The organism is Verrucosispora sp. NA02020 (assembly GCF_013364215.1).
Classification (GTDB): Bacteria; Actinomycetota; Actinomycetes; order Mycobacteriales; family Micromonosporaceae; genus Micromonospora.
In genome coordinates this window covers 7,101,367-7,119,961 of the sequence record NZ_CP054923.1, presented here as the reverse complement: position 1 = coordinate 7,119,961, position 18,595 = coordinate 7,101,367, and the positions used below count along the sequence as shown (strand labels likewise).

The window sequence follows — 18,595 nt, the reverse complement described above, 5'->3', positions numbered from 1 at the left end:
GCCCCGATGGCCGCGTCTGCGGATCTGCCGTCTGGTTCAGTTCGTGGAGGGTCCGACGCCCGGGGACTCCACCAGTCGGGAGAGCACGATGGTGCTGCGGCTGGAGGTGACGAACGATTCGGCCCGCAGTCGCTCCAACGCTTCTTCGAGGTGGGCGATGTCGGCGGCCCGCAGGTGGATGAGCGCGTCCGCCTCGCCGGAGACGGTGTACGCCCCGACCACCTCGGGGTGCCGGCGTACCGCCGCACCGAGCTGGGCCGGAGTGGTGCGGCCGGCGCAGAACAGCTCGACGAACGCCTCGGTGGTCCAGCCGACGGCGGCCGGGTCGACGATGGCGGTGAATCCCCGGATCACCCCGGCCGCCCGCAGTCGGTCGACCCGTCGCTTGACCGCCGGAGCGGAGAGTGACACTCGGGTGCCGATGTCCGCGTACGAGGCGCGAGCATCCGCGACGAGCAGCGCAATGATTCGTTGGTCGACGACGTCGATCTGCAATGTTCTGCTCCTGAGAAGCAATGTTTGCGGCTGTTACTAAAGTGGCACCCTACCTACCCTTGGTGACCGTGAACCAGCAGCGAGTACCGCGAAAGCGGACATATCTCATGTGCTCGCCCGAGCATTTCACGGTCGAGTACGCGATCAACCCGTGGATGGACGTGACCGCCTCGGTCGACCCGGAACTGGCGGTCAAGCAGTGGGCCCGCCTACGGGAGACGCTGGTGGGCCTCGGCCACGACGTGCACCTGCTGGTTCCCGAACCCGGCCTGCCCGACATGGTCTACGCCGCCAACGGCGCGTTCACGGTGGACGGCACGGCCTACGGGGCGCGGTTCAAGCACCCGCAGCGGGCCGCCGAGGCCGCCGGGCACCGGGCGTTCTACGAGTCCCAGGGCTGGCGGTTCATCGCGCCGAACGAGACCAACGAGGGCGAGGGTGACTTCGCGTACCTGCCGGAGGCGCACGGCGGGCTGGTCCTGGCCGGGTACGGCTTCCGCACCGAACTGCCCGCGCACGCCGAGGCACAGGAGGCGCTCGGCCGTCCGGTGGTGTCGTTGCACCTGATCGACCCGCGCTTCTATCACCTGGACGTGGCGCTCGCCTCGATCGACGACGGCAACGTCGTCTACTACCCGGGTGCGTTCTCCGCCGCCAGCCAGCGGGTGCTCGCCCAACTCTTCCCCGACGCGGTGGTGGCCGACGACGACGATGCGCTGTCGTTCGGCCTGAACCTGGTCAGCGACGGCGCCAACGTGGTGCTGAACAGCGAGGCGACCCGGCTGGCCGGTCGGCTCAAGGCGGCCGGGTACACGCCGGTGCCGGTGGAGCTGGCCGAACTCAAGAAGGGCGGCGGCAGCGTGAAGTGCTGCGTCGCCGAGCTGCGGCCCTGATCCGACGCCCGGGGCCGGCCGTCGCGCCGGGCCGGCCCTGGACCCTGCGTCGACTCAGCCGAGCGTGGCCAGCTCGCTGACCAGCACGTTGGACAGCAGTTGGCCGTCGCGCTGCACCTCGCGCAGATACCACTTCTGCTGCGGGGTACGCGGCTGGTTGAACTGCCACGCGCCGCGCGGGCTGTCGATCTGCCCGATCCGACCCAGCGCCAGATTCACCTCCTGCGCCGTCGGGGTCGCACCGGCGAGGCGGATCGCCTGGTCGAGCACCTTGGCCGCGTCGTAGGAGGCCATCGCGTACGTGGTGGGCGAGGCGTTGTGCTTCTTGCGGTACGCCGACGCGAAACGGCGGTTCGCGGCGTTGTTCAGGTCGGCGGAGTAGTTCAGGGCGGTCCGGATGCCGAGCGCGTCGTTGGCCGGGCGGATGCTCTCCAGCACCGTGCCCTCGGTCAGGAACCCGGGCGCGTAGATCCGGCCCCGGAATCCGGCGTCCCGCAGCTGCATGACGAACTCGACCGCCGCCGCACCGGAGTAGAAGCAGAAGACCGTCGACGGACTGCGGCTCAGCGCCTGGCTGATGTCGGTGGCGTACGCCGCCTTGCTGGGGCTCGGGCTGCCGGTGGTCCAGATCACCGGGTCGGAGATCCTCGGGTCGGACTCACCGAACTCCTGGCGGAAGCCGCGCAGCACGTCCTCGCCGCCGCCACCGCCCTCGGGCAGGATGATGGCGACCCGGTCGGCCGTACCCAGCTCGTCCTTGAGGTAGCGGCCGAGCGCCCGGCCCGCCTCGTCGAGCACGTACGACGTCCGCCAGATGTAGACGACGCTCTGCAGGCTCGGTGGTGAGGCGTTGGAGCCGATCAGCGGTACCCGGGCCTGCTCGACCGCGTCCCGGATGCCGAACATGACGGCGGAGCTGGCGACGCCGGTCATCGCGAGCACGTTCTGTTCGAGCAGGGTGCTCACGGCGGCCTGGCCGGACTTCACGGTGTCTCCCTCGTCGGCGACGACCAGGTCGACGGGGTGGCCGCCGAGACTCCGGTCGTTCAGGTCGAGGTAGAGCTGGAAGCCGTTGGTGAGTTCGTCGCCGATGGGTTTGTCCGGGCCGGCCTGCGGCGCGATCAGACCGATTTTGATCGGACTGCCGCCCGTGACGGTGGTGGTCCCCTCGTCGCCGTCCGTGCCACACGCGGCGACGAGGCTCCCTGTTCCGAGCGCGGCCAGCAACTGTAGTGCTCGCCTGCGGTTCATCTGCGACACCGGGTTCCCTTCAACACGCGTTGCCTGGGCGGGTACGCCCCATCGGCGTTCTACCTGCTTCGCGACGCTGCGTCAATGATTAATGATCTTCGCCAAGAGACCGCAACACGCTGGTTACCTTGGGCCAGGCCGGCGCCTCGGGGTCGATGAGCCCGAAATGCTCGCATCCGGAAAGCTCTACAAGGCGCATATCGGCCCCGGCTGCCTGGTTTGCGGCCACGTACGCCCTGCTCATGGCGACCGGAACCTGTTCGTCGAGCGTGCCGTGCATCACTACGGTGCGTGTCGGGAGCGGTACCACGGATCGCGGGTCGACAGCCGCGTACCGGTCGGGTACGTCGGCCGGACCACCACCCAGCAGGGCCGCCACCGCACCCCCGTCCAGGTCCAGCCGGTACCCCTCGGCGAGGTCGGCGACCGGCGCGAGAGCGAGCACTCCCGCCACCGCCTCCGGCACGTGTCGCGCCGCGTGCAGGGCGAGGTGGCCACCGGCGGAATGACCGACCAGGACCGCTGGTGTCGGTGTCACCAGACCGGGCAGCACCTCGGCCGCCAGCCGGGGAAGTGCGGTCACCGCGGCCAGGACGTCGTCCGTCGTGCCGGGCCAGCCGCCGCCGGGTTGCCCGGTCCGCCGGTACTCCACCTGTGCCACCGGATGGCCGAGCGCGGCGAGCGCGGCGGCCATCGAGTCGGTGTGCCGCCGGTCGTACTCGTGGCGCCAGAAGCCCCCGTGTACCACGACCACCAGCCGTCGGGAGGACCCGGTGCCGGACGGCCGGCGCAGGTCGGCGACCTGGTCAGGGTGCTCGCCGTAGGCGACCGTGACGTCCGGGGCGGCAGCGGGACGGGTCAGCACGGCCCGCGGGTCGGAGGTCATCGGCCGACCGTAGCGCGCAACGCGCCGGGCCCGGTGCCGGGTGGAACGCGCGGTGACCGGTGCATCGCAGGGCGGAGAGAACGGGCGAGGGGTCCGTGCACCGGGCCGCCGGGCGGGAACGGCGGGGACTGGGTAAAGATGGGTGCCATGACCGAAGCACACTCAGCTGGACAGAACGACGAGCCTGGCCAGGACGATGCCGGGCGCTCCGGCACGGTGGTGGTGGTCGGGCCGGACGGCCGCCCGGTCGGCACCGTACAGACCGACGAGGGCCCCGGCGAGGACCCGACGCGCCTGGTCGAGCAGCCGGCCAAGGTGATGCGGATCGGCAGCATGATCAAGCAGCTCCTGGAGGAGGTCAAGGCGGCCCCACTCGACGACGCCAGCCGACACCGGATGCGGGAGATCCACGAACGCTCGATCGTCGAGCTCAAGGAGGGCCTCGCCCCCGAGCTGCGCGAGGAACTCGAACGGCTCTCGCTGCCGTTCGCCGAGGACCAGGCGCCCAGCGAGGGCGAGCTGCGGATCGCCCACGCCCAGCTCGTCGGCTGGCTGGAGGGCCTGTTCCACGGCATCCAGGCCGCCCTGGTGGCGCAGCAGATGGCCGCCCGGGTACAGCTCGAACAGATGCGTTCCGGCCGGCAGGCGCTGCCCAGCGGCCCCGCCGGGGCGGTGCTGCCGGGGATGCCCGGCATGGGCCAGCCGGGTGGTGCCGGTGGCGAAGGACACAGCACCGGTCAGTACCTCTGACCACCGCGCGCGTCGTGCGACCTCACCGGGTCGCACGACGCGCCGCGCCGTCAGTCGGCCCCGAAGACCTTCTCCAGGTACGCGGCCACGCCGTCGGTGGAGTTCGTCGAGGTGACGTCGTCGGCGACCGCCAGCACGGTGGGGTGCGCGTTGGCCACCGCCACCGCCCGGCCGGCCCAGGTCAGCATCGGTACGTCGTTCGGCATGTCGCCGAAGGCCAGCACGTCGGCCGGGTCGACGCCGATCCGGTGGCAGTACCAGGCCAGCCCGGCCGCCTTCGTCACCCCGGCCGCCGAGATCTCCACCAGTCCGGAGTTCGACGAGTGGGTGGCCTCCGCCAGCCCCGCCAACGCGGTCGAGATCATCTCGGTGAACCGGTCCGGATCCTGGTCACCGGCCCGGACCAGCAGCTTCACCGCCGGCGCCGACAGCAGCTCCTCCGGCTTGTCCACAACCCTGATCGCCGCGTCACCGGCCTCCCAGCGCACCGGATAGTGCGCCTCGTGCCGCATCTCCCGGCTGTCGACGATCTCCACCGCGAGGCTCACGCCCGGCACCTCCGCCCGCAGGCGCTCCGCCACCTCGGCGAGCAACTCCGGCGCCAGGGGATCGGCACGCAGCACCTGGTCGTCGACGGGGTCGTAGACCACCGCGCCGTTGGCGCAGACCGCCGGCACCGGCTCGGCGAGCTGCTCGTACACGAGTCGGAGCCAACGGATCGGACGGCCGGTGACCAGCACGACCGGCGTGCCCCGGGCGGAGATCCGGGCCAGCACCGCAGCGGTGTGGGCACTCAGCGTGCGGTCGTCGCGGAGCAGCGTGCCGTCGATGTCGGTGGCGATCAGGCCGGGCGTCGCGTCCATCACCTGGACAGTAGCCGGTCGAGGTAGACCGCGACCCCGTCGTCGTCGTTACGCAGAGTGATGTCGTCGGCGGCGGCGCGTACGCTCGGGTGCGCGTTGGCGACGGCCACCCGCGCCCAGCCGGCCCACTCGAACATCGGCAGGTCGTTCGGCATGTCGCCGAAGACCAGCACCTCGGCTGGATCCACGCCGAGGGACTGCGCGACCACGGTCAGGCCGGAGGCCTTGTCCACCCCGGGCGGGCAGATCTCGATGAAACCGAGCCCGGCCTGGGTGAGCGTGGCCAGGTGCGGCGGCACGATCTCCCGGGCGACCGCCAGCAACTCGTCGACATGGTGGTCGGCGGTCCGCACGAACGCCTTGATCACGTCACCGGCGAGGCACTCGTCCCGGGTGCGGACCTCGAACCGGTCCGGGTAGGGCCAGTCCGGGTGGTAGTCGCCCCAGAGCGGCGCCTCGTGCTCGTCGGAGGCCTCGACCATCACCGTCAGCGGGCCGACCGCGACCTCCAGATCGGCCAGCAGACCGGCCAGCACGTCGCTTGCGAGGCGCTCGTCACAGAGCACCACCGGCCCGGCCGGGTCGCTCTGGTCCACCACCCGACCGCCGCCGGCCAGCACCAGGAAGTCGGCGGCACGGATGTCGTTTCGGGTCAGCTCGGTCAGCCGGGGTCCGCGACCGGTGGCGCCGACCACGGGGATGCCGGCGGCACGCACCCGGTCGAGAACCTCATGGGTGTACGCCGAGACGGTGTCGTCGCTGCGGACGAGAGTCCCGTCCAGGTCGGTGGCGATCAGCTTGGGCAGGCCCGGGCGGGTCATGGTTCCTCCTTCGCCCGCCGCCGTCGCGGCCAGCCGTACTGGTCGCCGGGTAGGCGACCCGGCGTGACGGCGGGCAGCAACCGTACCTCGGTAAACAGGTCGCAACCACGGCTTCCCGGCGAATCGGATGCCAACGGACGGCTGCCGCGAGGTGACGTTTCGGGCAGGACCGCCGCCACTCTGGTCGCCGCTGAGATGTAAGGAGGGGACCCTTTATATACACCAGGCGTTAGGAAGGGGCCCTTCCTTACACCTCAGTCGGGCGGGGACTCGCGGGCGAACGGGACCGTCGGGGAGACGGTGATGTCGGCCGGCGGGCGCCCCTCGTCCGGGTCCTCCTGGGCGGCCCGCCGTCGGGAGCGCCGCCGTGCCGTCGGATCGGTGGCTGCGTCGTCCGGGTCGGCCGGTGCCCCGCTCGGCGTCACCTCGGCCCCGGCGGGCGCGATCCGGACGAGTGCGGCGGCGAACAGCAGCACGGCCGCGAAGGCCATGAACAGGCCACGTCCGTGCTCGGTCCGGAAGGTCTCCTCGCCGGAGTAGAACATCAGCCCCCGGCGGGCCGCGTCGCCGAGCGACGACGTGGTCGCCGCGAGCAGCGCGATCATGCCGGCGGCGAGCGCCAGACCGGCCACCCGGGCGTTGACCTGTGCGGCCCTGGTGCCCCGCAGCGCGAGCGCCACCGTGCACCCGAGCCCCAGGAGACCGGTCAGGTAGCCGGTGCCCAACCCGCCGATCTCGGCGACCCCGTTGGTCACCTCCAGCGGACCGGTGGGATCGGGGCCGGTGGGGATGGTCATCGTCACCCACTCGCCGAGCAGCGAGGCGACGGCGGCGGCCGCGCCCAGCCCGGCCAGGAGCAGGGGCACCCGGTGGTCCCGGCCGAGGCCGGAGACGGCCCGCCGGAGGCGACTCCCGCCCGTCGACTCGTCCGCCGCACCCCATTCGAGGACGCTGGCACCGTCGGCGCGTTCGTCCTGCCGGGGGATGGGGAGGTCGTTGGTCATCGTTCGCCCTCTCGTCGGAGCCTGGACGCCGGGTGCGGCGCTGACCAGGACGGTGGGTCGGCGTGAATCATTCCACAGCAGGCCGGTGACGTGCGGTTCCCCGCAGTGAGCCCCGCTGGTCGGTCGCCTGCCGGCGTCCGGTGGACTAGCGTCAGGTGCATGCCTATCCGTACCGCTTCCGCACGCTGGCAGGGCAACCTTCCCGAGGGCTCCGGCACGATCAGTACCGGCAAGGGAGGGATGCAGGGGAACTACTCCTTCAAGTCCCGTTTCGAGGAGGGAGAGGGCACCAACCCCGAGGAGTTGATCGGCGCCGCGCACGCCGGCTGCTTCTCGATGGCCTTCTCCAAGGCGCTCGCCGACGCCGGGACCACCGCCACGTCGGTGGAGACCACCGCCAAGGTGCACCTGGACAAGACCGACGCCGGAATGACGGTGACCCGCATCGAGCTGGACACCGTCGGTGAGGTCCCCGGCATCGACGAGGCGCAGTTCGCGAAGCTGGCCGAGGCCGCGAAGCAGAACTGCCCGATCTCGCGCCTGCTGTCGCCCGGTGCGGAGATCACCCTCACCGCCCGCCTCGCCTCCTGACCGCCCTGCGCTGATCTCGCGCCTCCGGCACCCCGCAGACCGTCCGTGGGCCTCGGAGGCGCGAGATCGCGCGTCGGGTGAGGAACAATGAGGGTGTGGCGGTCGAGATGGAGCGCGAGCGGTTCGAGGAGTTGGTGGGGGAGGCGCTGGACGAGGTTCCGGAGGAACTGCTGGCGCTGATGAGCAACGTGGTGATCCTGGTCGAGGACGACCCGCCCCCGGGCGAGGACCTGCTCGGCCTCTACGAGGGACACGCGTTGACCGACCGGGGCTGGGACTACGCCGGAGTCCTGCCGGACCGCATCCTGATCTACCGCAACCCGATCCTGCGGATCTGCGACACCGACGACGACGTCATCGACGAGGTCGCGGTGACCGTGGTGCACGAGATCGCCCACCACTTCGGCATCGACGACGCGCGACTGCACGAACTCGGCTGGGGCTGACCGCTTGGCCCTCTTGCGGCGCTGCCCTACCGTCTGGCCAGACACGGCGAGTACGGGAGGGAACCCATGCGTAGCGAGCTGTTCTCAGCGGCGAACCTGGAGAAGGAGTCCGCGCAGCCCGGTATGCGGCTGCAGAACGCCAAGATGTTGAAGATCGAGCTGAACGGCGAGGCGATGGCCCGCGTCGGCTCGATGGTCGCGTACCAGGGGCAGGTGCAGTTCCAGGCGCTCGGCTCCGGCGGGCTCGGCAACTTCATCAAGCAGAAGCTCACCGGCGAGGGTGTGCCGCTGATGAAGCTGACCGGTCAGGGCGACGTCTTCCTCGCCGACTTCGCCAAGGACGTGCACGTCATCGACCTGGAGCCGGGGGACGCCCTCTCCATCAACGGGTCCAGCGTGCTGGCCTTCGATTCGACGCTGAGCTACGACATCAAGATGGTCGGCGGCGCGGGCATGGCCTCGACCGGCCTGTTCAACTGCGTCTTCTCCGGTCAGGGCCGGATCGCGGTGACCACCCGGGGCACCCCGGTCGTGCTCAGCGTCGACGCCCCCACCTACGTGGACCCGCAGGCCGCCGTCTGCTGGTCGGCGGGCCTGCAGACGGGCTACCACCGGGCCGATCAGCTCGGGCTCGGCACGCTGCTGGGGCGGACCACCGGTGAGGCGTACACGATGAGCTTCGCCGGGCGGGGCTTCGTCGTCGTCCAGCCCTCCGAGGAGCCGCCGGTGATGGGCAGCGGCCAGCAGGAGCAGGGCGGGGTGCTCGGCGGCCTGTTCCGCTGAGCCCGGCCACTCAGCCCAGCTCGCCCGCCCGGATCCGGGCGAGCCAGGCTGCGGCGTCGGTGTAGTCGGCGTCGGAGAGACCGGCCGGGGCCGGCACCGGCCGGTCGCCGGCCGTGCCGTCCCACCGGTGCCGGGGGTACGAACCGAGGAAGCGGACGTCGGCGCAGATCCGTCGCAGCCCCTGGAGGGCCTCACCGAGCCGGTTGTCGGCGACGTGGCCGGTGCAGTCGAGGAAGAAGACGTACCGGCCCAGCGCCTCACCGGTCGGACGGGACTCGATCCGGGTCAGGTTCGCCCCGCGTACGGCGAGTTCCATCAGCACGGACAACAGCGCGCCCACCCGGTCGTGGGCGATGTAGACCGCCAGCGAGGTCACGTCGTCGCCGGTGGGCGGCGGAGGCGGGCCGGGGCGGGACAGCAGCGCGAACCGGGTGACCGCGTCCGGATGGTCGGCGATCTTGTCGGCCAGCACGGCGAGCCGGTGCCGGGCCGCGCCGATGGGTGCGCAGATCGCCGCGTCGTACTCACCGGTGGCGGCACCGGCCGCCGCGGCGCCGTTGGAGAGGACGTCGACCACGACCGCGTCGGGCAGGTGGGCCCGCAGCCAACCCCGGCACTGGGTGGACGCCTGCGGGTGGGCGGCGACACTGCGGATGGTCGGCAGCAGGGTGCCCGTCCGCGCTCCGAGCACGAACTGCACCGGCAGGATCACCTCGCGGGTGATCACCAGAGGTTCGCCCTCGGCCAGTTCGTCGAGCGTGACCCCGACCGCGCCGCCGATCGAGTTCTCCAACGGCACCAGCGCGGCGTCGGCCTCTCCGACGCGTACCGCCTCCAGGGCCTCGCCGACGCTGCGGGCCGGCGTGCGGCTGCCCCGCTCGGCGGCAGGCACCGTACGCAACGCCTGTTCGGCGAAGGTGCCCTCGGGCCCGAGGTAGACGAAACGGGTCGGTGGCGTTCCCGGCATGGCGAACAGCCTACGCACCCGCCGAGGGTGTGGACGCCGATGGCGTCGGTGACTGCCCGGACGGCGTCGGTGCGGGTGCCGGTGGCGGGGAGGGCACGGGTGGCACCGGCACCGGCACGGATCCCTCGTCGCCGCAGGCCAGCGTCCTGATCCCGACGGGTGCGGCCACGCGTACCTCGACCGAGCAGACATCGGTGCCGGCGGTGACCAGCCGCAGGGTGCCGGCCTGGTCGCGGGTGACCACCTGGAGCGGCTCGTACCCGGTGACGTCGATGCCGGTGAAGTGCCAGCCGGCGGCGCATCGCGGCCCGCTGGTGACCTGCACCCGCGCGGTGCGGGGGAGCAGCCCGTCGCGACCCCGGACGAGGTCGAGGATCCGTTGCCGGGACGGCTGGCCGGGGCAGGCGACCGCGACCAGACCGGCGTCGGTGGGCATGCCGGTCGGAACGGTGCCGGGCGGCTCGCCGAAGGGCGGCGGTGTCGGGGTGGCCGACCCGGTCGCGGCGGCCGTGGCGGGTGGCGGCGTCGGCCGGGCCGACCCGTCGCGCAGGTCCGGCGGTTCGCCGCATCCGGAAAGCAGGAGTACGGCCAGTCCGGCGACTGCGGGCAGCCGCGTGCGGTACCGGCGGGCGCCCGGCCGGGCGGGAGTGGCACGACGGATCGGGGTGGACGGCACGGGGATGATCCTCGATGGGGGTCGAGCGTCGGGGGTGCTCAGGGCCGAGCCCATGGTAGGAGGATCCGCCGCCGAGGTGAAGGTCAGCCGGGTACGCGGCGCCCACCGACAGCGTCTGCGGGTGCCACCGGTCAGAGCTCGGAGAAGAAGGTGAGGGAACCGGCGACGGCCCCGTCGGCGAGCACCGGTGTGGAGATCGCGTCGACGGTCGCGTCGGAGACACCCTCGGTGGTCGCCATGATCCGTAACAGGCCGCGGGCCATCCGGCCGGAGACGAGCGCCAGCAGTGGCGGGATCTTGTCGATGTCCGGCTCGGCCAACTCGCCCCGGTACGCGGTGAAGTCGAGCAGTCGCAGGCCACCGTCGAGCAGCGGCAGCCCGATGACGGCCTCGGGCGTGCCGAGGCCGAGCAACTCGCAGCCGGCGGCGGAGACGGCCACCACCCGGGTCTCGGCGTCGATCAGCAGGCAGGGCTCGTCGGCACTGGACACAGTGGCCGCCCACCGGCCGAAGTTGTCGTACCCCAGCTCTGTCGGTGTCCCCGGGTCGGGCGCGAACACTTCCGAGAGCGAGAGTTCGACGTGGGCCACCGCGCCTCCTATGCACACCGACGGAACGTCCACGCTAGCCGGTCGTCTCGGCCACCGCTGACCGCGCTGGAATCCACGCCATCGGTGCTGATCACTGCCGGTCTGCGACGGCGCGGCCGGTGGGTGCGGAGTGCAGCGGTCCGGCCGCGTGGCGTCGCCGCAGACGTTACCGCCGGGTGGCCGGCTTGTCAGCGGCCATTCGGCCGTCCTCGTACCACCGGTAGTCGGCTGCTGGCGGATAGCCGCCACTCATCCACGTCCCGGGGTGCTGGGCGACCCGGGAGAGCTTCTCGGCGGTGGCCGGACTGATCCGGTTGCCGGCGGCGACGAGCAGCCGGTCGAGCTCCCGGTGGGTGGCCATCAGACAGTCCTTGGGCAGGCCGTAGACGCTGATGACGCCGGAGCCCACGAAGGTGAGCACCGGCGTCACCGGGATCGGGTGTCCGACCGCACTGGTCAGCGCCTTGCTGGCGCGTCGGGCGTCGCGGCGGGCCTCGGCCACGTACGGCGGGCGCTTCCCGTTGATCTGCACCACGTCACCGGCGACCAGGACGCGGGCCCGCCCGTGATCGGCGATGGTGACGGCGAAGAGTCCGCTCGGGCCGATGGCGAGGAAGCCGGCCCGGTTGTCGTCGCTCTCGTCGAGGAGGGCGTCGGCGGCATCCGTGCGGGGCCAGTCGATCACATGCCACGCGGGCCCGAGATGGTCGAGTTGGCCGAGCGCGCGGGCACCGGCCGCCTCGAGCCGGCGAGCACCCCGCTCGGCGCGGCGTCGGCGGGCCCACTCCAAGGGCGACGGACGCGGGGCCGCGACCACCCCCGGTGCCTCGACCCGAGGGTGTGGCACCGCCGCTTGCGGCAGCGCCCGGGCGGACGGTACGGCTCGACGAGCGGGGAAGACAGTCATCGCGACCTCCGGCAAAAGGTCCCTCGAAGTTACGTTCTCACTACCCTACGTTGCGGGTCCCGGTAGTCGGCAAGCCGGAACGCCGGAATGACTGTGGATGAATGCCATATTCATCCACAGCTGTTTTATCGGATGCCGCCAAACCCTGCCCTAGGCTTCGGGTGTGACCCACTACGTGGACAGTGAGGTCGGTCGGCTCGGCACCGTGCTGCTGCACCGGCCGGGGCCGGAACTCGCGCGTCTGACCCCGCGCAACAACGACTCGCTGCTGTTCGACGCCATCCCCTGGGTGGGCCGCGCGCAGGAGGAGCACGACGCCTTCGCCGCCGCGCTGCGCGAGCGCGACGTCGAGGTGCTCTATCTCACCGATCTGCTCACCGAGACCCTGGCCGTGGCGGAGGCCCGCGCCGAACTGACCGAACAGGTCCTCGCCTCGCCCCGGCTCGGCGACACCCTGCGCGCCCGGGTGGCCGCACACCTGACCTACCTCGACCCGGCCGCGCTCGCCGGAGTCCTCGTCGCCGGACTCGCCCACGAGGAGCTACGGCTCGGCGGTGACCGGCGCGGCGGTCTGGTCTACACGTTGATGGACCGGCACGACTTCGTCATCGCGCCCCTGCCGAACCTGCTCTTCACCCGCGACTCGTCACTGTGGATCGGCGACCGGGTCGGCGTGACCAGCCTGGCGATGCCGGCCCGGCGGCGGGAGACCACGCTGACCGACGCGATCTACCGGCACCATCCACGCTTCGCCGGCACCGAGTACGTCTACCGCCCCGACCTGGAGCACCTCGAAGGCGGCGACGTGCTGCTGCTCGCCCCCGGGGTGCTCGCCGTCGGGGTGGGTGAGCGGACCACCCCGGCCGGTGCCGAGCGGCTGGCCCGGCAGGTCTTCGCGGCCGGGCTGGCGCACACGATCCTGGTCGTGCCGATCGCCCAGGAGCGGGCCACCATGCACCTGGACACGGTCTGCACCATGGTCGACGTCGACGCGGTGCTGATGTACCCGAACGTCGCGCACACGCTGTCGGCGTACACGGTGATCGCCGGGACGAACGGCGACGACCCACGAGTGGACGGCCCGGCGCCGTTCCTGCGGGCCGCCGCCGACGCGATGGACCTCGACCAGCTCCGGGTGATCGACACCGGGCTCGACCCGGTGACCGCCGAACGGGAGCAGTGGGACGACGGCAACAACACGCTGGCGATCGCGCCCCGGCTCTGCGTCGGCTACGAACGCAACGTGGAGACCAACGCCCAGCTCGAACGGGCCGGGATCGAACTCATCCCGATCGCCGGCTCCGAGCTGGGGTCGGGTCGGGGCGGCCCGCGCTGCATGTCCTGCCCGCTGGTCCGCGAGTAGCGACGCGAGCAGTGCCGGGAGTAAGGAAGGGCCCCTTTCTAACGCCTCAGGTAGAGCAGGGGTCCCTTCCTAACACCAGAAGCGCGCGCTCAGGGTGAGCTGGCGGCACACCAGAAGCGCGCGCTCAGCGCAGCGTGAGCTGGCGGCCCAGCAGGCCCTGCCGGGCCCGGCGGGCGGCGGCGTCGAGCGGCTCGGTCTCCGTCAGCGCCTCGGCGTACCGCTTGGCGAAGTCGGCGACCGGCGCCTCCCACTCGGCGGCCGGGGTCTGCTCGGGCAGGTCCCAGACCGGCACCAGCCGACCGTGGGCCCGGAACATGCCGGCGAACTTGGTCCCCTCGCCGAGGGTCAACGAGCCGGCCGCGCCCAGCCGGGCCAACGCGTCCAGCGCGGCCTCCTCGGCCTCGGGCAGCACCCAGCGCACGTGGGCCTTCTCCGGCACCTGGCACCAGTACGCCGACCGCGCCGCCGCCAGACCCACGGTCGGGTAGATCGCCGCGTTGGCCCGCTCCAGGGACGCCTGCACGGTCGGGTCGTCGACCGCCTCGGGGACCAGCCAGAAGTCGAAGCCCTCGTGCAGGGTGACCGTCAACGGGCCGTCGACCAGGATGTCCTGGAGCCGTGGCCCGGGGCCGGGCAGCGGCGGCACCTGGACCGGGTCACCCGGCTCGGTACGCAGCGCGCAGAGCAGCGACTCGGCCAGGTCCCGGGACACGTCACCGGACTGCTGGTGTCGCTGGAGCCCGACGAACACGTGCCCGTCGGCGCGGCTCATCGCGGGGGCGGCCATCGGCAGCACGGTGGCCAGCGTCACCGGCCGGTCACCGTACTCCTCGACCAGCTCGGGGGTGAGCCGCAGCGGTGCGGAGGCGGCGGGCACCAGTTCCCGCAGCGCGATCCATTCCGGCTCGTCGGTCAGCCCTTCGAAGGGTCGGGGGACGAAGACGTCCCGCACCTTCTCCCGCTTCGGGGTCGACGTGGCGGCCCGCTGGTTCTTTCGACGCTTGCTCACGGCGACACAGCCTAGAGGCCCGGACGCGACGCCGGGGGCTGGACCCGCCCTGCGGGGACTCAGCCGGCGACGACCAGGCCCGGTCGTTCCGTCACCGGGTCGAACTCGGCCCAGACACTCTGCCCCAGACCGTCCCGCTCGACCCCCCAACGGTCCGCCAGGCCGGAGACGATGTGCAGGCCCCGGCCGTCGGCCGCGTCGATGTCCGCCGGTCGGATCCGGGGTGTGCCGGCCGCGCCGCCGTCGGTGACCCGCAGCCGGACGCACGCCCCGTCGTCGGTCGTCATCAGCCGCCAGGCCACCCGGACCACTCCGCCGGGCAGCGGGTCCGCGTGCCGGACGGCGTTGCCGACCAGCTCGGCCAGGACCGCGACGAGATCCGCCAGCACCACCGGGGACACGACCTCGGCCAGTTCGGCGGCGAGGCGGTGCCGGGCGGCGCGCGCACCGCTGGCGTGGTGCGGCACGACCACACACCACGCTCGTTCGACCGCTCCCGTCGACACGTTCCGCCCCTCTTCCGCCCCGGGTGACCCCCACGATCACCTACGGGGCAGCCGCACCTCTGCGACGGTACCTCCACCGGTTCTCGGTCGAAGGAATACCCAGCCATTCTGCTGTTCAACGATCCGGCGGACGAGATAGAGACCAAGCCCTGTGCCCGGATAGCGACGATTGTCACCCGAGTCGCCCTGCCAGAACCGGTCAAAGGCCCGTTCGACGTGCTCCGGGCGTACGCCGATGCCCCGGTCGCTGACCCGGATGCACACGGTCGGTCCGTCCGCGGCCGCGCTCACCTCGATCGGCGAGCCGGGAGGGGAGTACTTCCCGGCGTTGGTGACCAACTCGGTCAGCACGGTGACCAGGCTCTGCCGGCGCCCGATCGCCCGGGGCAGGTCGACCGGGAACTGGAGGGTGGCCCGACGGCGCAGCTCACCGGGGAGGTTGGCGACCGCGCCACGCAGCGTCTCGCCGAGGTCGAACGGCACCGCCGGCCCGTCGTCCGGCCATGCCTCGGCGGCCGAGGAGAGCAGCCGGTCGAGCAGCCGGGCCAGCTCGTTGGCGCGCTGGCCGATGACCTGCGCGGCCTGGCGCCGGTCGGCGTCGCTGAGCGACTCCCAGTGGTCGTTGAGCGTGTCGGCGTACCCCTTGATCACCGTCACCGGGGTGCGTAGCTCGTGACTGGTCACCGCGACGAAGAGGTCCCGTTCGTGGTCGTGTCGTTGCTGGTCGGTGATGTCGCGGAAGGTGACCACCCGCAGCGCGCCCGGACCGGGCAGCTCACCGGAGGTGACCCGCAGCCAGCGTCCGTCCGGCAGGCGGTGGTCGAGGACCTGCCCGGACGGGGGCACCGGGAAGGGCAGCGGTTCGTTGATCGCCTCGGCCGCGGACCGGCCGGTGACGTCGGCGGCGGCCGGATTCCAGAGCCGTACGTGGGTGTCCCGGTCGACGACCGCCAGCCCGTCGGCGAGTGCCGCCACCACCGGGCCGTCGCCGTGCACCGGCAAGCCGCTCTGGTCGCCGTACATGTGCGCGATGCAGGCGCCCAGGAAGCCGACCACGCCCCGCTGCTCCGGGTCGGGCTCGTCGTCCCCGGTCAGGTACAGCGCCTGGAGGCTGCCGACCGCGTGCCCGCCGATCTCCGCCCGGGAGGCGACCATTCGGCGCAGGCCGCGCTCGGTCAGCTCGTCGGCGAGTTGGCTGCCGAGCCGGTCGGTCCGGACGCACTGCACCCGGGGTCCGGCGAGCAGGCAGGCGGTGATCGGGTCGCTGGGTGGCAGGGGACGCCCGATGGTCCACTCGGCGGCACCGGTGGCGGCGATCACCCGTCCCCCGCTGGGGGCGAACTCGACGAAGGCCATGCCGGCGGCACCGAGTGCCGGTTGCGCCACCCGCAGTAACTGGGTCAGGACCGGAAGGCCCGCGTCCCCCGAGTTGATCATCTCGATGACGACGGTGTGCCCGGCGATGAGAGCCGAGTAATCGGTACGGTCCGTCATGTCCCCGAGTGTGCACCTCCGCTCGCGTTCTCCGGCACCCCCGACGGTGGGTTATCCCCTCAACCGGGCCAACGTCTGTGCCGGGCGGTCGGTGATCACGCCGTCCACCTCGGCGGCCAGCACGAGATCAAGGTCCGTCGGCTCGTTGACGGTCCAGACGTACACCTGGTTGCCGGCGGCCCGCAACGACGGCACCAGCGCCGGACGTGCCCGGACCAGGCCGATCCCGGGGCCGGCGATGCCGACGCCGAACGGCAGCCGCCCCAGGCGCAGCCAGCGGGGCAGCACCTCCAGCAGCAGTACGGTCGGCAGCGCCGGAGCCAGCGTCCGCATCCGGCGTACGGCAAGCGGGGAGAAGGACATCACGGTCACGCGGACCGGGTCGTCGGGGCCCGGGTCGGTCAGGCCGTACCGGCGCAGCAGGGCGACCAGCCGGCGCTCCACGTCGCCGCCGTAGCGCGACGGGTGCTTGGTCTCCACCAGCAGCCGCACCGGCCGTCCGGCGGCGAGGACCGCCTCCAGCAGCCGTTCGAGCGTGAGTAGCCGGGTACGCGAGTCGTCGAGCACCTCGTCCCCGTCGGCCGGCACGCAGCCGGGGTGCCAGGAGCCGAAGTCCAGCTCCTCCAGCTCGGCGAGGGTACTCGCGCTGACCAGCCCGCGACCGTTGCTGGTGCGGTTCAGTCGGCGGTCGTGCACGCAGACGAGGTGCCCGTCACGGGTCAGCCGGACGTCGCACTCCAGCCCGTCGGCGCCCTCGTCGAGCGCGCGCAGGTAGGCGGCGAGAGTGTGTTCCGGTAGGTCGTACGACGCGCCACGGTGCGCGAAGACGAGCGGGGTGTGCACGGCCGTTACAGGACCCGGCCCGGTTGGCCGTCCGAGTCGACGACCGGTCGTCCGGCCGCCTCCCAGTCGCCCATTCCGCCCTCGACGTTGCGTACCTGGTCCCAGCCGTTGTGCATCAGGTAGGCGACGACCTGGGCGGACCGTCCGCCGGAGCGGCAGATGACCGCGACGTCCCGGTCGTTGGGCACCTCGGCGATGCGCGCCGGCAGTTCCATCATCGGCAGGTGGTGGGCGGTCGGTGCGTGACCCGCCTCCCACTCGTCGTCCTCCCGGACATCGAGCAGGTAGGTCTCGTCGTCGATCTCGGGCACCGTCATCGTGGGTACGTGGGATCCGAACACGGCTACCAAGCCTAGAGGGCCGTCGGGGTGATCGCGTCGACCGGCGGGTCAGAGCCGGGTCACCCAGTGCGGATGGGCGCCCGCCCACTGCGGCATCCGGGTGCCCCGGACCGCCTCGAACAGTCCCTCCCCGCCGTTGTCGAGCACGACGTAGGAGACCTGGTCGATGGTCTGCGGATAGGACGGCACCTGCACGCCGCGCAGCGCGTCGGTGGAGAGGCCGCGCAGCGCCAGCAACAGGTCCTCCACGGGTACGCCGTTGGTGTCCACGGTCAGCGAGCCGCCGACGGCCTGGACGAGCCGGTGCAACTGGACCGGGTTCTCGCGGAGCCGGGTCTCCCCCGCCCGTTGCAGCATCGCCCCGAGCAGTTGCTGCTGGTGGGTCTGCCGGTCGTAGTCGCCGCCGGGCAGGTCGTAACGCTGACGGACGTAGTCCAGCGCCTGGGCGCCGTCCATCCGCTGGCAGCCGGGCGAGAAGACCCGGTCGGTGTGGATCGAGCGCACTTCGGTGCGTACGCACATGGTCACCCCGCCCAGCAGGTCGATGACGCTGCGCAGACCGGCGAAGTCGACCAGGGCGGCGCCGTCGAAGCGGATGCCGGTGAGCCGGGACAGGGTGGCCGAGAGCAGTCGGGCACCGGCCTCGCCGCCGCCGCCGTACTCGTACGCGGCGTTGACCTTGTCCTCGCCGCCGGGATAGCCGGCTGCGGGCGGGATGTCGACCAGCAGGTCACGAGGCACGGAGACCAGGTAGCCCTCGCGCAGTCCGGCTGGCACGTGGACCATCAGGATGGCGTCGGTGCGTTGCTCCGGGCCGGTGTCGCCGGGGCGGCGGTCGGAGCCGACGAGCAGGTAGTTGAGCGGACCGTGGCGGTCGGTGCGATCGGTGCGATCGGTGCGGGCGGTCGGGTCGAGCAGTTCGGCCCGGGTGATCGTGCGTTCGTACCGGTCGGCGAGCACCCGGAGGCCGACCACGGCGACCGTGGCCAGCAGCACCACCGCCAGCCCGATCCCCAGCAGTACGCGTGGCCAGCGCGGGCGCCCGGGGCCTCCGCCCGTTGCCCGTCGTCCGCCGTCGCGTGCCCTCCTGGCCGTGACGTCCTCCCCGTCCACCTG

21 protein-coding genes and 1 pseudogene are annotated in these 18,595 nt (G+C 72.1%); 6 read left to right on the top strand and 16 right to left on the bottom strand.

Going from position 1 to position 18,595, the window contains the following annotated elements:
* Positions 1 to 36: 36 nt before the first annotated feature.
* A complete protein-coding gene (locus HUT12_RS31795) occupies positions 37 to 495 on the bottom strand; it encodes an Lrp/AsnC family transcriptional regulator (RefSeq protein WP_176095575.1) in 459 nt (152 codons plus the stop codon).
* Positions 496 to 554: 59 nt separating this feature from the next.
* Here HUT12_RS31795 and ddaH point away from each other — a divergent pair, with 59 nt between their 5' ends.
* Positions 555 to 1,388, top strand: a complete 834-nt coding sequence (ddaH, locus tag HUT12_RS31790) for a dimethylargininase (RefSeq protein ID WP_368660297.1) — start codon at positions 555 to 557, stop codon at positions 1,386 to 1,388.
* Between the two features lie 54 nt (positions 1,389 to 1,442).
* Here ddaH and HUT12_RS31785 read toward each other — a convergent pair whose 3' ends face one another.
* The gene (locus HUT12_RS31785; RefSeq protein WP_176095574.1) at positions 1,443 to 2,648 is read right to left on the bottom strand and encodes an ABC transporter substrate-binding protein; all 1,206 of its coding nucleotides are present in this window, start codon (positions 2,646 to 2,648) and stop codon (positions 1,443 to 1,445) included.
* A gap of 79 nt (positions 2,649 to 2,727) precedes the next feature.
* Entirely contained in the window at positions 2,728 to 3,525 is a 798-nt protein-coding gene (locus HUT12_RS31780) for a S9 family peptidase (RefSeq protein WP_131052370.1), read from the bottom strand.
* Positions 3,526 to 3,663: 138 nt separating this feature from the next.
* On the opposite strand from HUT12_RS31780, the gene HUT12_RS31775 reads away from it, so the two are divergent.
* Positions 3,664 to 4,275, top strand: a complete 612-nt coding sequence (locus HUT12_RS31775; RefSeq protein WP_176095573.1) for a bacterial proteasome activator family protein — start codon at positions 3,664 to 3,666, stop codon at positions 4,273 to 4,275.
* 50 nt (positions 4,276 to 4,325) lie between these two features.
* On the opposite strand, the gene HUT12_RS31770 is transcribed toward HUT12_RS31775, so the two are convergent.
* The 3 genes from HUT12_RS31770 to HUT12_RS31760 form a co-directional block, all read right to left on the bottom strand.
* Positions 4,326 to 5,138, bottom strand: coding sequence for an HAD family hydrolase (locus tag HUT12_RS31770; RefSeq protein WP_176095572.1), 813 nt, complete (start codon positions 5,136 to 5,138; stop codon positions 4,326 to 4,328).
* A complete protein-coding gene (locus HUT12_RS31765; protein WP_131052367.1) occupies positions 5,138 to 5,959 on the bottom strand; it encodes an HAD hydrolase family protein in 822 nt (273 codons plus the stop codon). The genes HUT12_RS31770 and HUT12_RS31765 overlap by 1 nt, the downstream gene beginning before the upstream one ends.
* A gap of 254 nt (positions 5,960 to 6,213) precedes the next feature.
* Positions 6,214 to 6,963, bottom strand: coding sequence for a hypothetical protein (locus HUT12_RS31760; RefSeq protein WP_131052366.1), 750 nt, complete (start codon positions 6,961 to 6,963; stop codon positions 6,214 to 6,216).
* A gap of 159 nt (positions 6,964 to 7,122) precedes the next feature.
* Here HUT12_RS31760 and HUT12_RS31755 point away from each other — a divergent pair, with 159 nt between their 5' ends.
* The 3 genes from HUT12_RS31755 to HUT12_RS31745 all read left to right on the top strand — a co-directional run bounded on the left by HUT12_RS31755 (position 7,123) and on the right by HUT12_RS31745 (position 8,783).
* A complete protein-coding gene (locus HUT12_RS31755; RefSeq protein WP_131052365.1) occupies positions 7,123 to 7,554 on the top strand; it encodes an OsmC family protein in 432 nt (143 codons plus the stop codon).
* A 107-nt stretch (positions 7,555 to 7,661) separates the two neighbouring features.
* A complete protein-coding gene (locus tag HUT12_RS31750) occupies positions 7,662 to 8,000 on the top strand; it encodes a metallopeptidase family protein (RefSeq protein ID WP_131052386.1) in 339 nt (112 codons plus the stop codon).
* A 66-nt stretch (positions 8,001 to 8,066) separates the two neighbouring features.
* Positions 8,067 to 8,783: an AIM24 family protein gene (locus HUT12_RS31745; RefSeq protein WP_131052364.1), complete on the top strand. Its 717-nt coding sequence runs from the start codon at positions 8,067 to 8,069 to the stop codon at positions 8,781 to 8,783.
* 10 nt (positions 8,784 to 8,793) lie between these two features.
* Here HUT12_RS31745 and pheA read toward each other — a convergent pair whose 3' ends face one another.
* The 4 genes and pseudogenes from pheA to HUT12_RS31725 all read right to left on the bottom strand — a co-directional run bounded on the left by pheA (position 8,794) and on the right by HUT12_RS31725 (position 11,923).
* On the bottom strand, positions 8,794 to 9,750 hold the full coding sequence (gene pheA, locus HUT12_RS31740) for a prephenate dehydratase (RefSeq protein WP_131052385.1): 957 nt from the start codon (positions 9,748 to 9,750) through the stop codon (positions 8,794 to 8,796).
* A gap of 118 nt (positions 9,751 to 9,868) precedes the next feature.
* A pseudogene (locus tag HUT12_RS31735) lies at positions 9,869 to 10,360 on the bottom strand (hypothetical protein); the annotation flags it as partial.
* A 197-nt stretch (positions 10,361 to 10,557) separates the two neighbouring features.
* The gene (locus HUT12_RS31730) at positions 10,558 to 11,016 is read right to left on the bottom strand and encodes a PAS domain-containing protein (protein WP_131056735.1); all 459 of its coding nucleotides are present in this window, start codon (positions 11,014 to 11,016) and stop codon (positions 10,558 to 10,560) included.
* 166 nt (positions 11,017 to 11,182) lie between these two features.
* Positions 11,183 to 11,923 (bottom strand): hypothetical protein, encoded by a 741-nt coding sequence (locus HUT12_RS31725; protein ID WP_176095571.1) that lies wholly within the window; start codon positions 11,921 to 11,923, stop codon positions 11,183 to 11,185.
* 163 nt (positions 11,924 to 12,086) lie between these two features.
* On the opposite strand from HUT12_RS31725, the gene HUT12_RS31720 reads away from it, so the two are divergent.
* Positions 12,087 to 13,286, top strand: coding sequence for an arginine deiminase (locus HUT12_RS31720; protein ID WP_176095570.1), 1,200 nt, complete (start codon positions 12,087 to 12,089; stop codon positions 13,284 to 13,286).
* Between the two features lie 124 nt (positions 13,287 to 13,410).
* Here the strand turns inward: HUT12_RS31720 and HUT12_RS31715 are convergent, their stop codons facing one another.
* The 6 genes from HUT12_RS31715 to HUT12_RS31690 all read right to left on the bottom strand — a co-directional run bounded on the left by HUT12_RS31715 (position 13,411) and on the right by HUT12_RS31690 (position 18,475).
* The gene (locus HUT12_RS31715; RefSeq protein WP_176095569.1) at positions 13,411 to 14,295 is read right to left on the bottom strand and encodes a DUF5926 family protein; all 885 of its coding nucleotides are present in this window, start codon (positions 14,293 to 14,295) and stop codon (positions 13,411 to 13,413) included.
* Positions 14,296 to 14,354: 59 nt separating this feature from the next.
* Positions 14,355 to 14,768: an ATP-binding protein gene (locus tag HUT12_RS31710; RefSeq protein WP_176095568.1), complete on the bottom strand. Its 414-nt coding sequence runs from the start codon at positions 14,766 to 14,768 to the stop codon at positions 14,355 to 14,357.
* A 69-nt stretch (positions 14,769 to 14,837) separates the two neighbouring features.
* On the bottom strand, positions 14,838 to 16,295 hold the full coding sequence (locus HUT12_RS31705) for a PAS domain-containing sensor histidine kinase (protein WP_176095567.1): 1,458 nt from the start codon (positions 16,293 to 16,295) through the stop codon (positions 14,838 to 14,840).
* Positions 16,296 to 16,346: 51 nt separating this feature from the next.
* Positions 16,347 to 17,138 (bottom strand): glycerophosphodiester phosphodiesterase family protein, encoded by a 792-nt coding sequence (locus HUT12_RS31700; protein ID WP_131055385.1) that lies wholly within the window; start codon positions 17,136 to 17,138, stop codon positions 16,347 to 16,349.
* A 5-nt stretch (positions 17,139 to 17,143) separates the two neighbouring features.
* Positions 17,144 to 17,479 carry a rhodanese-like domain-containing protein gene (locus HUT12_RS31695; RefSeq protein ID WP_131055383.1) on the bottom strand — a complete coding sequence of 112 codons (336 nt, stop codon included), beginning with the start codon at positions 17,477 to 17,479 and terminating at the stop codon, positions 17,144 to 17,146.
* Between the two features lie 48 nt (positions 17,480 to 17,527).
* On the bottom strand, positions 17,528 to 18,475 hold the full coding sequence (locus HUT12_RS31690; RefSeq protein WP_176096062.1) for an LCP family protein: 948 nt from the start codon (positions 18,473 to 18,475) through the stop codon (positions 17,528 to 17,530).
* Positions 18,476 to 18,595 lie beyond the last annotated feature (120 nt).

Bases quoted from the DNA above. Each gene is read 5' to 3' on its own strand.
- HUT12_RS31755 (WP_131052365.1), top strand. From the start codon at position 7,123: ATGCCTATCCGTACCGCTTCCGCACGCTGGCAGGGCAACCTTCCCGAG.
- HUT12_RS31745 (WP_131052364.1), top strand. From the start codon at position 8,067: ATGCGTAGCGAGCTGTTCTCAGCGGCGAACCTGGAGAAGGAGTCCGCG.
- HUT12_RS31770 (WP_176095572.1), bottom strand. From the start codon at position 5,138: ATGGACGCGACGCCCGGCCTGATCGCCACCGACATCGACGGCACGCTG.
- HUT12_RS31765 (WP_131052367.1), bottom strand. From the start codon at position 5,959: ATGACCCGCCCGGGCCTGCCCAAGCTGATCGCCACCGACCTGGACGGG.
- HUT12_RS31780 (WP_131052370.1), bottom strand. From the start codon at position 3,525: ATGACCTCCGACCCGCGGGCCGTGCTGACCCGTCCCGCTGCCGCCCCG.
- HUT12_RS31760 (WP_131052366.1), bottom strand. From the start codon at position 6,963: ATGACCAACGACCTCCCCATCCCCCGGCAGGACGAACGCGCCGACGGT.
- HUT12_RS31775 (WP_176095573.1), top strand. From the start codon at position 3,664: ATGGGTGCCATGACCGAAGCACACTCAGCTGGACAGAACGACGAGCCT.
- pheA (WP_131052385.1), bottom strand. From the start codon at position 9,750: ATGCCGGGAACGCCACCGACCCGTTTCGTCTACCTCGGGCCCGAGGGC.
- HUT12_RS31725 (WP_176095571.1), bottom strand. From the start codon at position 11,923: ATGACTGTCTTCCCCGCTCGTCGAGCCGTACCGTCCGCCCGGGCGCTG.
- HUT12_RS31750 (WP_131052386.1), top strand. From the start codon at position 7,662: ATGGAGCGCGAGCGGTTCGAGGAGTTGGTGGGGGAGGCGCTGGACGAG.
- HUT12_RS31705 (WP_176095567.1), bottom strand. From the start codon at position 16,295: ATGACGGACCGTACCGATTACTCGGCTCTCATCGCCGGGCACACCGTC.